11 protein-coding genes are annotated in these 13,273 nt (G+C 64.3%); 5 read left to right on the top strand and 6 right to left on the bottom strand.

Translation table 11 applies throughout. From position 1 onward, the window contains the following. The first annotated feature begins 7 nt into the window (after positions 1 to 7). The gene (locus tag AACY13_RS03040) at positions 8 to 343 is read left to right on the top strand and encodes a PilZ domain-containing protein (protein ID WP_339459224.1); all 336 of its coding nucleotides are present in this window, start codon (positions 8 to 10) and stop codon (positions 341 to 343) included. 438 nt (positions 344 to 781) lie between these two features. Here AACY13_RS03040 and clpB read toward each other — a convergent pair whose 3' ends face one another. The 4 genes from clpB to rluD are packed head-to-tail and all read right to left on the bottom strand — an operon-like array spanning position 782 to position 5,305. Beyond that, positions 782 to 3,346: an ATP-dependent chaperone ClpB gene (gene clpB, locus AACY13_RS03035; protein WP_339459223.1), complete on the bottom strand. Its 2,565-nt coding sequence runs from the start codon at positions 3,344 to 3,346 to the stop codon at positions 782 to 784. A gap of 49 nt (positions 3,347 to 3,395) precedes the next feature. Then, entirely contained in the window at positions 3,396 to 3,554 is a 159-nt protein-coding gene (locus AACY13_RS03030; RefSeq protein WP_339459222.1) for a hypothetical protein, read from the bottom strand. 39 nt (positions 3,555 to 3,593) lie between these two features. Next, positions 3,594 to 4,334, bottom strand: coding sequence for a peptidoglycan editing factor PgeF (gene pgeF, locus AACY13_RS03025; RefSeq protein WP_339459221.1), 741 nt, complete (start codon positions 4,332 to 4,334; stop codon positions 3,594 to 3,596). Next, on the bottom strand, positions 4,331 to 5,305 hold the full coding sequence (gene rluD, locus AACY13_RS03020) for a 23S rRNA pseudouridine(1911/1915/1917) synthase RluD (protein WP_339459220.1): 975 nt from the start codon (positions 5,303 to 5,305) through the stop codon (positions 4,331 to 4,333). The genes pgeF and rluD overlap by 4 nt, the downstream gene beginning before the upstream one ends. Before the next feature lie 147 nt (positions 5,306 to 5,452). On the opposite strand from rluD, the gene AACY13_RS03015 reads away from it, so the two are divergent. Beyond that, positions 5,453 to 6,436 carry an outer membrane protein assembly factor BamD gene (locus AACY13_RS03015; protein ID WP_339459218.1) on the top strand — a complete coding sequence of 328 codons (984 nt, stop codon included), beginning with the start codon at positions 5,453 to 5,455 and terminating at the stop codon, positions 6,434 to 6,436. Between the two features lie 416 nt (positions 6,437 to 6,852). Here AACY13_RS03015 and AACY13_RS03010 read toward each other — a convergent pair whose 3' ends face one another. Further along, positions 6,853 to 8,484, bottom strand: a complete 1,632-nt coding sequence (locus AACY13_RS03010; RefSeq protein WP_339459217.1) for an NAD+ synthase — start codon at positions 8,482 to 8,484, stop codon at positions 6,853 to 6,855. 178 nt (positions 8,485 to 8,662) lie between these two features. Here AACY13_RS03010 and AACY13_RS03005 point away from each other — a divergent pair, with 178 nt between their 5' ends. Genes AACY13_RS03005 through AACY13_RS02995 form a run of 3 tightly spaced genes read left to right on the top strand, consistent with a single transcriptional unit; the run spans position 8,663 to position 11,824 of the window. Further along, positions 8,663 to 8,902 carry a PP0621 family protein gene (locus AACY13_RS03005; RefSeq protein ID WP_339459216.1) on the top strand — a complete coding sequence of 80 codons (240 nt, stop codon included), beginning with the start codon at positions 8,663 to 8,665 and terminating at the stop codon, positions 8,900 to 8,902. Then, entirely contained in the window at positions 8,892 to 10,484 is a 1,593-nt protein-coding gene (locus AACY13_RS03000; protein WP_339459214.1) for a sensor histidine kinase, read from the top strand. The genes AACY13_RS03005 and AACY13_RS03000 overlap by 11 nt, the downstream gene beginning before the upstream one ends. A 2-nt stretch (positions 10,485 to 10,486) precedes the next feature. Continuing rightward, the gene (locus AACY13_RS02995) at positions 10,487 to 11,824 is read left to right on the top strand and encodes a sigma-54-dependent transcriptional regulator (protein WP_339459213.1); all 1,338 of its coding nucleotides are present in this window, start codon (positions 10,487 to 10,489) and stop codon (positions 11,822 to 11,824) included. Positions 11,825 to 12,010: 186 nt separating this feature from the next. On the opposite strand, the gene thiO is transcribed toward AACY13_RS02995, so the two are convergent. After that, entirely contained in the window at positions 12,011 to 13,105 is a 1,095-nt protein-coding gene (gene thiO / locus AACY13_RS02990; protein WP_445262517.1) for a glycine oxidase ThiO, read from the bottom strand. Positions 13,106 to 13,273: the final 168 nt, after the last annotated feature.

Genomic DNA, 13,273 nt, shown 5'->3' with positions numbered 1-13,273 from the left:
AACCCGTATGGATGACGAACGCCGCCAGCACAACCGCCAGCACACCGAACTGCAGCTGGAAATTTTCGAACAGCACACCGGCAAGCGCCTGGGGCGGGTGGTCGATCTCTCGGTCGATGGCTTTATGCTGTTCAGCGATACGCCGCAGGCCGCCGACGAACTGGTGGAATGCCGACTGCTGAGCGAACAGGTGGTCGAGGGCGTGGGCGAGATCAGCTTCGTCGCCGACTGCCTGTGGAGCCGCCCCGGGGCCGACGGCCAGCACTGCTGGGCGGGCTTTCATATCATCGAGCTGGCGCAGGATCAGGCCGCCGCCCTGGAGCGGTTGCTCGGGCAGCTCTGAATATCCAGATATTGCGCAGCGCCGCGGTGCGCGCGGCGCACCCTACGGAGCCTGACCAGCGTTGTCCACGTACCGGCACAGACTTCCGTGGGAGCGGATTTATCCGCAAAAGCGCGCCGCATCGATCAAGCGTCGCGGCTAAAGCCCCTCCCACAAAAGCCAGCACCACAAAACGCGGGCAAAGCCTAAAAAGGCTATGGCCAAATAGCGTGGAAAGCCTGGGCCGTAGGGTGCGCTGTGCGCACCAATGTTCGTTGCCTGCGTTGGTGCGCACGGCCTGGACAGCCCCGCATTACACAGCCCACTACCGCCTCTGCTGAAAGGACTCAGGCCTGAGTCCCTCCATTCAACACCTCATTGGGCCATCGCCAAAGAAAAACACCCCGCCCGGCCTTGAGCCTGACAGGGTGTGCTTATTGCCGACACTCCAGCACCGGCTTAGTCGAAGACGATCTCCTCGCCCTCGACCCGGCCGGTAACGCTGCTGCCTGGGGCGAACTGGCCGGCCAGAATCAGTTGCGCCAGCGGGTTTTCGATCCAGCGCTGCACCGCCCGCTTGAGTGGCCGCGCACCATAGACCGGGTCGTAGCCGACGGCGATCAGCTTGTCCAAGGCCTCATCGGTCAGTTCCAGGCTCAACTCGCGCTCGGCCAGACGCTGGCGCAAGCGTCCCAGCTGGATCTGCGCGATACCGGCGATCTGCTCACGAGCCAGCGAGTCGAACACCACCACCTCGTCGATGCGGTTGACGAACTCGGGACGGAAGTGGCTGCTCACCGCATCCATCACTGCCGCGCGCTGCGCCTCGCGGTCGCCGGCCAACTCCTGGATCTGCGCCGAACCGAGGTTGGAGGTCATCACGATCACGCTGTTCTTGAAGTCCACGGTGCGCCCGTGGCTGTCGGTCAGGCGTCCATCTTCCAGCACCTGCAGCAGCACGTTGAACACATCCGGATGAGCCTTCTCCACCTCGTCCATCAACACCACCGAGTAGGGCTTGCGGCGCACCGCTTCGGTCAGGTAGCCACCCTCCTCGTAGCCGACATACCCCGGCGGCGCGCCGATCAGGCGAGCCACCGAGTGCTTCTCCATAAACTCGGACATGTCGATGCGTACCAGCGCCTCTTCGGTGTCGAAGAGGAACTCGGCCAGCGCCTTGCACAGCTCGGTCTTGCCCACCCCGGTCGGGCCGAGGAAGAGGAAGGAACCACTCGGCCGATTGGGATCGGACAGCCCGGCGCGGGAACGCCGCACCGCATTGGCCACCGCCACCACCGCCTCGTTCTGGCCGATCACCCGCTGATGCAGCAGGCTTTCCATTTTCAGCAACTTGTCACGTTCGCCTTCGAGCATCTTGCTCACCGGGATGCCGGTCCACTTCGACACCACTTCGGCGATCTCTTCCTCGGTGACCTTGCTGCGCAGCAGCTGGTTCTCGGTCTTGCCGTGCTGATCGACCATCTGCAGGCTGCGCTCCAGATCCGGAATAATGCCGTACTGCAGCTCGGCCATACGCGCGAGGTCACCCTTGCGCCGCGCCGCTTCCAGCTCCTGACGGGACTGTTCGATCTTCTGCTGGATCTGCGCCGAGCCCTGCACTTCGGCCTTTTCCGACTTCCAGATATCTTCCAGGTCAGCGTACTCGCGCTCCAGACGGGCAATGTCTTCGTTGAGCTTGGCCAGACGCTTGATCGCCGCCTCGTCGTCCTCCTTCTTCAGCGCCTGGGCCTCGACCTTTAGCTGAATCAGGCGGCGCTCCAGGCGATCGAGCACTTCCGGCTTGGAGTCGATTTCCATGCGAATGCGGCTGGCTGCCTCGTCGATCAGGTCGATGGCCTTGTCCGGCAGCTGGCGGTCGGTGATATAGCGGTGCGACAGCTTGGCCGCGGCGATAATCGCGCCGTCGGTGATGGCCACCTTGTGGTGCACCTCGTAGCGCTCCTTGAGGCCACGCAGAATGGCGATGGTGTCTTCCTCGCTCGGCTCGTCGACCAGCACCTTCTGGAAGCGCCGCTCCAGGGCCGCGTCCTTCTCGATGTACTGGCGGTATTCGTTGAGCGTGGTGGCACCGACGCAGTGCAGCTCGCCACGGGCCAGGGACGGCTTGAGCATATTGCCGGCGTCCATCGAGCCTTCGCCCTTGCCGGCACCGACCATGGTGTGCAGCTCGTCGATAAACAGGATAATTCGCCCTTCCTGCTTGCTCAGCTCGTTGAGCACCGCTTTCAGGCGCTCCTCGAACTCGCCACGGAACTTGGCCCCGGCGATCAGCGAACCCATATCCAAAGACAGCAGGCGCTTGTCCTTGAGGCCATCCGGCACCTCGCCGTTGACGATGCGCTGGGCCAAGCCCTCGGCGATGGCGGTCTTGCCCACACCGGGCTCGCCGATCAGCACCGGGTTGTTCTTGGTGCGCCGCTGCAGCACCTGAATGGTACGGCGGATCTCGTCGTCGCGGCCGATGACCGGGTCGAGTTTGCCCTCTTCGGCGCGCTTGGTCAGGTCGACGGTGTATTTGTCCAGGGCCTGACGGTTTTCCTCGACATTGGGGTCGTTCACCGCGTCGCCGCCACGCAGGTTGCTGACGGCGTTCTCCAGAGCCTTCTTGCTCACGCCCTGGCCTAGCAGCAATTTGCCCAGTTTGGTGTTGTCGTCCATGGCGGCGAGCAGCACCAGCTCGCTGGAGATAAATTGATCACCCTTCTGTTGCGACAGACGGTCGGCCTGATTGAGCAGGCGCGCCAGGTCCTGGGACAGGTTGATGTCGCCGGTCGGGCTCTGGATCTTGCCCAGGTGATCGAGTTCCTTGGTCAACGCCTTGCGCAGGCTGCCCACGTCGAAGCCCACCTGCATCAGCAGCGGTTTGATCGAACCGCCCTGCTGGTCGAGCAGCGCCTGCATCAGGTGCAGCGGCTCGATGGCGGCGTGGTCCAGGCCCACGGCCAGGGACTGGGCGTCGGAAAGGGCAAGTTGCAGCTTGCTGGTTAAACGGTCGATACGCATGGAGTGTCATCCCTCGAAGTGAAGGCAGGCCGGCACGCTGAATCGTGCCTCATGCAGAAAGCCTGCTAGATGAAGAGTAGATGAGGTCGATTGTGCGAGTTTCAAGCAGGCCGACATTGATATGGGTCATGCGCAGGGCGGCCCGGGCGGCGATCCGCTCGGCGCGCAGCGACAGCCCGCCGGCACTTATGCCATGCCAACGCACCACGGCGCATTGCCTGCGGCGAATGACGCCCTACGGACAGGCTCAGTCGCCCAGCCAGATCAGGCTGGCGAAACGCCCGGCTTGCGCCGCGCGGCGGTAGGAGTAGAAACGCGGGTCGTTATAGGTGCAGAACTCGCCGCCGTATACCGCCGTTACGCCTCGTGCAGCCAGACGAATGCGCGCCAGCTGGTAGATATCGGCCATAAACTTGCCGGCGTTATGGCTGGGGCGGAACGCCTCGGCGGCCTCGGCATGTTGTGCGACAAAGGCCTCGCGCACCTCTGCGCCCACCTCGAAGGCCTGCGCGCCAATGGCCGGGCCGAGCCAGACCAGCACCTGATCCGCCGGCAACGCCAAGGCATCCAGAGTCGTTTCCAGCACCCCGGCCGCCAGCCCGCGCCAGCCTGCGTGTGCCGCAGCGACGCGAGTGCCGGCCCGATCGCAAAACAGCGCGGGCAGGCAATCGGCGGTCATGATGGCGCACGCCACGCCCGGCGTGGCCGTCCAGCTGGCATCGGCGTCGGCATCCGGCTCGGCTAGCGCCTCCACCACCCGAGTGCCGTGAACCTGACGCAACCAGGCCGGCCGGCAACCGAGCAGACTGACCAGACGCTGACGATTCTTCGCCACCGCCACAGGGTCGTCGCCGACATGCTCGCCCAGATTGAGGCTATCGTAGGGGGCCACGCTGATGCCCCCGACACGGGTGGTCACGCAGCTTTTAACCCGCGCGGGGGCCGGCCATTGCGGGGTCAGCCAATCGTGTGCCAGGTGCACGCTCACCCGATAAACGCCTCGCGATCCTGGCGCAGCAGCGTCAGCAACCAGACGAAATCGTCCGGTAACGGCGACTGCCACTTCATCCGTTCGCCGCTAATCGGGTGGTCCAGTTCGAGAAAGCGCGCATGCAGGGCCTGGCGCGGAAATTCCTTGAGGCTCTGCACCATGCTCGGGTTGGCCGCCGGCGGAATGCGGAAACGCCCGCCGTAGACCGGATCGCCCACCAGCGGGTAGCCGATATGGCTCATATGCACGCGAATCTGGTGGGTACGACCGGTTTCCAGCTTGACCCGCGCATGGGTGTGCGAGCGAAAGCGCTCCAGCACCCGGTAATGACTGACCGCCGGCTTGCCGCCGTCGCTCACCGCCATGCGCTGGCGTTGCGAGGAGCTACGGCCGATCGGCGCGTTGATCTTGCCGCCAGAGGTGATCACGCCGATGACGATGCATTCGTAGATACGGCTGACCGTGCGCTTCTGCAGCTGATCGACCAGGCGGGTCTGCGCCTCGATGGTCTTGGCCACCACCATCAGCCCGGTGGTGTCCTTGTCCAGGCGATGGACAATGCCGGCGCGCGGTACGTTGATGATGTCCGGCACGTGGTGCAGCAAGGCGTTAAGCAAGGTGCCATCGGCATGCCCGGCAGCCGGGTGGACGACCAGACCGGCAGGTTTGTCGATGACCAGAATCTGCTCGTCTTCATAGACGATGTTCAGCTCGATATCCTGGGCGATCCATTCGCCCTGGGCTTCCTGCTCGGCCTTGAGGGCCAGCAGCGCGCCACCGTGAACGATGTCGCGCGGGCGCAGCACGGCACCATCGACGGTCAGCAGACCCTCTTTGATCCAGGCAGACAAACGCGAACGCGAGTGCTCGGCGAACAGTTGTGCGGCGACTTGATCGAGGCGTTGACCGCCCATTTCATAGGGCACCTCGGCGTTCAGTTCTATGGTCTGGGTATTGATAGAGGGCATGCTCGGCAACAGAAGGGTTGTAGCTTTTGGTTTCGGCTACAGGCTTGTGGTTAAATACGGCGTCTTTGCCCCAGGGCTACCGGGGGCGCTCATCATAACAGGACGGCTTTGCTCAAGACAGCCGCCGTCACAGGGACGCAAGCCGCCATGCAAGTGAAACACCTGCTGCTGATCGCAATCCTCGCCCTCACCGCCGCCTGCTCATCCAAAGAGGTGGTCGACGAAAACCTGAGCGAGGCCGAACTGTACCAGCAGGCACAGGGCGATCTGGACAACAAGAGCTACAACAGCGCCGTCGCCAAGCTCAAGGCCCTGGAGTCCCGCTACCCCTTCGGCCGCTATGCCGAACAGGCCCAGCTTGAGCTGATCTACGCCTACTACAAGAATGTCGAGCCGGAAGCCGCCAGATCCGCGGCGGACCGCTTTATCCGCCTGCACCCGCAGCATGCCAACGTCGACTACGCCTACTACCTCAAGGGCCTCGCCTCCTTTGACCAGGACCGCGGCCTGGTGGCCCGTTTCGTGCCGCTGGACATGACCAAGCGCGACCCCGGTGCCGCCCGCGACTCCTATAACGAGTTCGCCCAGCTCACCAGCCGCTACCCGACCAGCCGTTATGCCGCGGACGCCAAGCAGCGCATGATCTACCTGCGCAACCTGCTGGCCGCCTACGAAATCCATGTGGCGCACTACTACCTGACCCGCAGCGCCTATGTCGCCGCCGCCAACCGCGGCCGCTACGTGGTGGAAAACTTCCAGGAAACCCCGGCGGTTGGCGATGGCCTGGCGGTGATGACCGAGGCCTACCAGCGCCTGACCCTGAATGACCTGGCCGCCACCAGCCTGGAAACCCTCAAACTCAATTACCCGGACCACCCGAGCCTGGTCGATGGCCAGTTCGTCCCACGCGAAGAAGAAGCCGACACCCGTTCCTGGCTGGCCAAGGCGACCCTGGGCCTGATCGAGAGCGATACGCCGCTGCCGCCGGGCGAGACCCGCGCCAGCCAGGACGTGATCCGCCAGTACGAAGATGCCGAGCAGCAGATTCCGGCAGAACTGAAAGGCGATAGCGTCGAGGAAAGCAAAAGCCGCTCCTGGTTCAGCTATATGACCTTCGGTCTGTTCGACTAAGCCGCGCGACGCACCAAAAAGGGAGGCCACTGGCCTCCCTTTTTATTTGGCTGTGTCCGATTACGTGCTGCATGGAACGCCAGGGGGCGAGTGGCACTCTTTACGGAAGCCGCAATGTGTAGGGTGTGCCGTGCGCACCAAGAATCTGCAGTCGCCCCGGTGCGCACGGCCTAGGCGGCCCCGCGCCACCCTACGAAGTCAGGCCCCCATCAAACTTAAGCGCCGACGCCCGAACGCAACACAGTACTGGGACATAACCTTTCTTTAAGACTCTGGTCCCGCGATGTGCTGCGCGATGCACGGCTTACGCCGATCAGTCCCCTCGCCCCTTAGGGGAGAGGGCTAGGGTGAGGGGAGAAAACCACACTCGGCATGACAGGCACGCCCCGCAGACACGGGCCTGGCTGCGCCGCCCCTCAGTCGCCGATACGCCAGCCCGAGGTGATGGGGTAACGGCGGTCGCGGCCGAAACCACGCTGAGTCACCCGCACACCCACCGCCGCCTGCCGCCGCTTGTACTCGTTGAGATCGACCAGGCGCAGCACGCGCTTGACCGTGTCCTCGTCGAACCCTTCGGCGATGATCGCATTGGCCGACAGGTCGTACTCGATATACAGCTTGAGGATTTCATCGAGCACCGGGTACGGCGGCAGCGAATCCTCATCCTTCTGATCCGGGGCCAATTCGGCCGATGGTGGACGGTCGATCACCCGCTGCGGGATCACCGCGCCCAGGCGGTTACGGTATTCGCAGAGGCGGAACACCAGGGTCTTGGGCACATCCTTGAGCACATCGAAGCCGCCGGCCATATCGCCATAGAGGGTGGCATAGCCCACGGCCATCTCGCTCTTGTTGCCGGTGGTCAGCACCAGATAGCCCTTCTTGTTGGAAATCGCCATCAGCAGCGTGCCGCGGCAGCGCGCCTGCAGGTTTTCCTCGGTGGTATCGCGGCCCAGGCCGGCGAACACCGGGGCCAGCGTGCCCATAAAGGCCTCGACCATGGGCGCGATGGGCAATACCCGGTAGGTCACGCCCAGCGCATTGGCTTCGGCCTCGGCATCCTCCAGGCTGATCTGGGCGGTGTAGTGATAGGGCATCATCACCGCCTCGACCCGCTCCGCCCCCAGGGCATCGCTGGCCACCGCCAGGGTCAGAGCCGAGTCGATCCCCCCCGACAACCCCAGCAGCACGCCCTTGAAGCCGTTCTTCTGCACATAGTCGCGCACGCCCATCACCAGGGCCTGATAGACACTGGCCTCCAGTTCCGGCAGCGCCGCGCAACTGGCCGCACGGGGATGGACCCGCTCGTCGTCGAGCAGCAGGTCGACCGGGTACAGGCCTTCGGTAAAGGCCACCGCTCGCTGAGTCACCTGCCCCGCCGCATCGACCACGCAGCTGCCGCCATCGAATACCAGCTCGTCCTGACCGCCGACCTGATTGACATAGATGATCGGCATGGCCCCTTCGCGCGCGCGCTCGGCAAGCACCTCTTCCCGTTCGTGCTGCTTCTCCAGGTGGAAGGGCGAAGCGTTCATGCTCAGCATCAGCTGGGCTCCGGCGGCACGTGCCTGGGCCATGGGTTCGGCAAACCAGATGTCTTCGCAAATGCTCAGGGCCACGGCCACGCCCTTGATATCCAGCACGCAGGGCTGATCGCCGGACTCGAAATAGCGCTTCTCGTCGAACACCCGGTAATTCGGCAGTTTCTGCTTGTAATAGCTCGCTAACAGCTGGCCATCGGCAATCACCGCGCAGGCGTTATAACGCAGCTCATCCTCCAGCCAGGGATAGCCGACCACCATATAGATGCCGCTCACCTCGTCCTGCAGGCGCTGCAGGGCCTGCTCGATACGCAACTGCATGCTGGAACGCAGCAGCAGATCCTCTGGCGGATAACCGCACAGGGCCAGCTCGGGAAATACGATCACATCGGCCTGCCACTGATCGCGGGCACCGCAGGCCGCCTCGATAATCCGCTCGACATTGCCGTGTACATCGCCTACACGCAAATTCAACTGGGCCATCACGACCCGCAGGGTTTGGCTCATGGCCGCCTCCGTCCAAGAAATTCGAGCCGCGGCAACTGCCCCGGGGCAGCGTCGCGATAAGGTGATCATTGTCCCGCATCGCCCCCCACGGAAACAACGCACGGCACGATGTTTCGCTGCTGTGCTGACACCGCCGGGTTAGCTAAACTGCCCTTCTATTATCGAGAAGAGAGCGCCCATGGGCCTGTTCCGCTTGCTGTTCTGGATCGCCATCATCCTAGCCGCCGTCTGGCTCTGGCGACGCTTTACCCGCCCGGCTCCGCGTCGGCCACAAGACCGCGCGGACAGCGCCCAGCCGATGGTGCGCTGCGAGCACTGCGGCGTGCATATACCGCGCATCCACGCGCTGCCCAAAGACCAGCACTGGTATTGCAGCCAGGCGCACCTGGAACAAGGCCCCAAGACCGGTGAGCGCTGACGCCCTGCCCCTGAGGGGGGAACAGGGTCGGCGGATTCTGCAGCTCTACCAGCTGTATCGCCTGGTGATCAGCTCCGCCCTGGCGCTGCTGGTCTTCAGCGACATGCACGACGAGCTGCTGCAGCTGGCCAACCCCGAACTGTTCCGTAACGGTAGCTGGCTGTATCTGGCCCTCAATTGCCTGACGCTGGCCCTGGTGCGCCGCCCCACGCACCTGGCCCAGGTGTTCGCCCTGGCGCTGGTCGACGTGACGCTGCTGTCCGCCCTGTTCTATGCCGGCGGTGGCACACCCAGCGGGATCGGCAACCTGCTGATTGTGGCGGTGGCGATTGCCAATATCCTCCTGCGCGGACGGATTGGCCTGCTGATCGCCGCCCTCGCCGCCATCGGCATGATTTTCCTGACCTTCTACCTCAGCCTGAACCGGCCGGCAGCCTCGGCTCAATACGTGCAGGTCGGTGCCCTGGGAGCCCTGTGCTTCGCCGCCGCCCTCTTCGTCCAGGGCCTGACCCGACGCCTGCAGGCCAGCGAAAGCCTGGCCGAACAGCGCGCCGCCGACGTGGCCAACCTGGAAGCCCTCAACGCCTTGATCCTGCAGCGCATGCGCACCGGCATCCTGGTACTGGACGAACAACACCGGGTCCTGCTGGCCAATCAGGGAGCCAACCACCTGCTCGGGCATGCCGAACTGACCGGCAAGATCCTCGACCCGCACTGCCCGGACCTGATCAAGCGCATGCAGGCCTGGTCGCACAACCCCAGCCTGCGCCCCGGCAGCCTGCAGGCCGCCCCCCACGGCCGCGTGCTGCAACCCAGCTTTATTGCCCTGCAACGCGGCGAGCAGCGCCACACCCTGGTTTTTCTCGACGATATTTCACAAATCGCTCAACAGGCCCAGCAACTCAAGCTCGCCTCGCTCGGACGCCTGACCGCCGGCATCGCCCACGAAATCCGCAACCCGCTGGGGGCCATCAGCCATGCCGCGCAGCTGCTACAGGAGTCGGAAGAGCTGCACGGCCCGGACAAGCGCCTGGCACAGATCATTCAGGATCACTCGCGACGGATGGACCTGGTGATCGAGAATGTGTTGCAACTGTCGCGCCGACGCCAGGCCGAACCGCAGCTGCTCGACCTGAAATACTGGCTGCACCGCTTCGCCAGCGAATTTCGCAGCAGCGCCAAGGCCGGCCAGACCCTGCACCTGGAGACCTCGGGCGGCAGCATCCAGACGCGCATGGACCCCCACCAGCTCAATCAGGTGCTGAGCAATCTTGTGGAGAACGGGCTGCGCTACAGCGCGAAACAGAACCCACAGGGCCAGGTCTGGCTGAAGCTGTTCCGCGATCAGGACAGCGACCTGCCGATCCTGGAAATCCTCGACGACGGCCCCGGAGTCGCCGAAGAGCAGCTGCCCCATCTGTTCGAGCCCTTCTACACCACGGAAAACAAGGGCACCGGCCTGGGTCTGTATATTTCCCGTGAACTGTGCGAAAGCAATCAGGCCCGTCTTGACTATAAACTCCGCGAAGCCGGCGGTAGCTGCCTGCGTATCACCTTCGCCCACCCGCGTAAACTGAGCTGACCATGACCCGCCAGAGAGCCCTGATTGTCGACGACGAACCGGATATCCGCGAACTCCTGGAAATCACCCTGGGACGGATGAAACTGGACACCCGCAGCGCGCGCAACGCCAAGGAAGCCCGCGAGTGGCTGGCCAAGGAAAGCTTCGACCTGTGCCTGACCGACATGCGCCTACCCGACGGCACCGGCCTGGAGCTGGTGCAGCATATCCAGCAGCGCCACCCGCAGGTACCCGTGGCGATGATTACCGCCTACGGCAGCCTGGACACCGCCATCAATGCGCTCAAGGCCGGGGCCTTCGACTTCCTGACCAAACCGGTGGACCTTGGTCGCCTGCGCGAACTGGTCGCGACCGCATTACGCCTGGGCAGCCGCGCAGGCGAGGAGCTGCCGGTGGACAGCCGCCTGCTCGGCGACTCACCGCCGATGAAGGCCTTGCGCAAGCAAATCCTCAAACTGGCGCGCAGCCAGGCCCCGGTGTATATCAGCGGCGAGTCCGGTAGCGGCAAGGAGCTGGTGGCGCGCCTGATTCACGAGCAGGGCCCGCGCTGCGAGCAGCCCTTCGTCCCGGTCAACTGCGGGGCCATCCCCACCGAGCTGATGGAAAGCGAATTCTTCGGCCACAAGAAAGGCAGTTTCACCGGTGCCATTGAAGACAAGCAGGGACTGTTCCAGGCCGCCAATGGCGGCACCCTGTTTCTCGACGAAGTTGCCGACCTGCCCTTGCCGATGCAGGTCAAACTGCTGCGCGCGATCCAGGAAAAGGCCGTGCGCGCCGTGGGCGGGCAGCAGGAAAGCGTGGTCGATGTGCGCATCCTCTGCGCCACCCACAAGGACCTGGCCGGCGAGGTCAGTGCCGAGCGCTTTCGCCAGGACCTCTACTATCGCCTCAACGTGATCGAACTGCATGTGCCGGCCCTGCGCGAGCGCCGCGAGGACATCGCCATGCTGGCCGAGAGCATGCTCAAACGACTGGCCGAGGGCAGCGGCCTGAGCGCCGCCAGGCTCGATGACGACGCCCTGGAGAAACTCAAGAGCTACCGCTTCCCGGGCAATGTGCGGGAACTGGAAAACATGCTCGAGCGCGCCTACACCCTCTGCGAGGACGACCGCATCAGCGCCAGTGACCTGCGCCTGACCGACGCCTGCGGCCCCAGCGAAAACGGTGAAACCAGCCTGGCCCAGATCGACAACCTGGAAGACCACCTGGAAGACATCGAACGCAAACTGATCATGCAGGCCCTCGAAGAGACCCGCTGGAATCGCACCGCCGCCGCCCAGCGCCTGGGCCTGAGCTTCCGCTCGATGCGCTATCGGCTAAAGAAACTCGGCATAGATTGAAGGCCACGGCGACGGCCCTGCGCGGGACAGCTAGCCCCATCAATTAACCGCAAGGTTGTTGCCTATCCGCCACGGCACGACGGTGCGCGCGGCGCACCCTACAACAGAGCATCCGCCGCCCGCCCGCGTAGGGTGCGCCGTGCGCACCGCGTCATCCCGCCAGACTCAACCGTGATGAACTCGCTGCTACAGTCGCGCCGCCGGCGTATAGGGAGCCGGATCGAGAATCGGTTCATGCCCCAGCAGCAGGTCCGCCAGCAAGCGGCAGGACGCGGGGGCCAGCACCAGGCCATTGCGATAATGCCCGCAGTTCAACCACAACCCCTCATGCCCCGGTACCGGCCCGATAAAGGGAATACCCGCGGGCGAGCCCGGGCGCAATCCGGCCCAATGCCCCACCACCTCGGCTTCGGCCAGAGCCGGCAGGAGTTCGACGGCCGAGGCCTTGAGACTGGCCAGGGCCTCTTCGGTCGGGGTCTTGTCGAACTCGGCATGTTCCAGGGTGCTGCCGATCAGGATATGGCCATCGCGCCGCGGGATCGCATAGCGCCCCTTGGCCAGGACCATCGCCGGGAGAAAGTCCTCGGCGCATTTGTAGAGGATCATCTGGCCCTTTACCGGCACCACCGGCAGGGTCAAGCCCAGGCTTTTGATCAGCTCGCCGCTCCAGGCTCCGGCAGCCAGCACCACCTGATCGGCGCGCATCTCGCCCTGCGCGGTCTGCACCCCACAGATACGCCCCTGCTCGCGAATAAAACCGGTCACCGCGCACTGCTCGTGCACGCGCACATTCGGCAGTTGGAGCAAGGCCGCACGCAGCGCCTTGATCAGCCGCGGATTGCGCACGTTGGCCACATCGGCCATCTGAATGGCATGGCTGAAACCCGCCGCCAGCGCCGGCACCGCCTGCTGCACCGCCGCCATGGCCACCTGGCGCAGTGGCCGCTGCTCGCGAGCAGCCCAGGCCAGAGCCTCGGCCTCATCTGCGAGATCCAGCCAGTACAGGCCGGTGACATGCACCTCGGGATCGACCCCGGTTTGCGCCAGCAGACGCTCGCCCAGGCGCGGATAAAAATCCTGCGACCAATGGGCCAGCGCCGTGACGGCCTGACCGTAACGCCACGGGTAAAGCGGTGAGACGATACCGCCACCGGCCCAGGAAGACTCCCGCCCCAGCTGGCCTTGCTCCAGCAGACAGACCTGCGCCCCGGCTTCGGCCAGCACATAGGCCGAGAGCAAACCAATAGCGCCACCGCCGACGATCAATACTGTTTCTTTCACGCGCACTCCTGCAGCAACCTTGAACAAGCCATAGACCCGAAACGCCAGGAGTCGCTAGCGGATTCCCTACCTCGCCAGCGCACAACCCTTTACTGGCACATATAAGCAGGCGGGCCGTATACCCCTGGAGCCTGCCAGGCCATGGCTGCCGTCACGGGAAAGTACGGT

The sequence above is a fragment of the Pseudomonas sp. EA_105y_Pfl2_R69 genome, assembly GCF_963970915.1.
GTDB lineage: Bacteria > Pseudomonadota > Gammaproteobacteria > Pseudomonadales > Pseudomonadaceae > Aquipseudomonas.
This window is presented reverse-complemented; position numbering and strand designations above follow the sequence as displayed.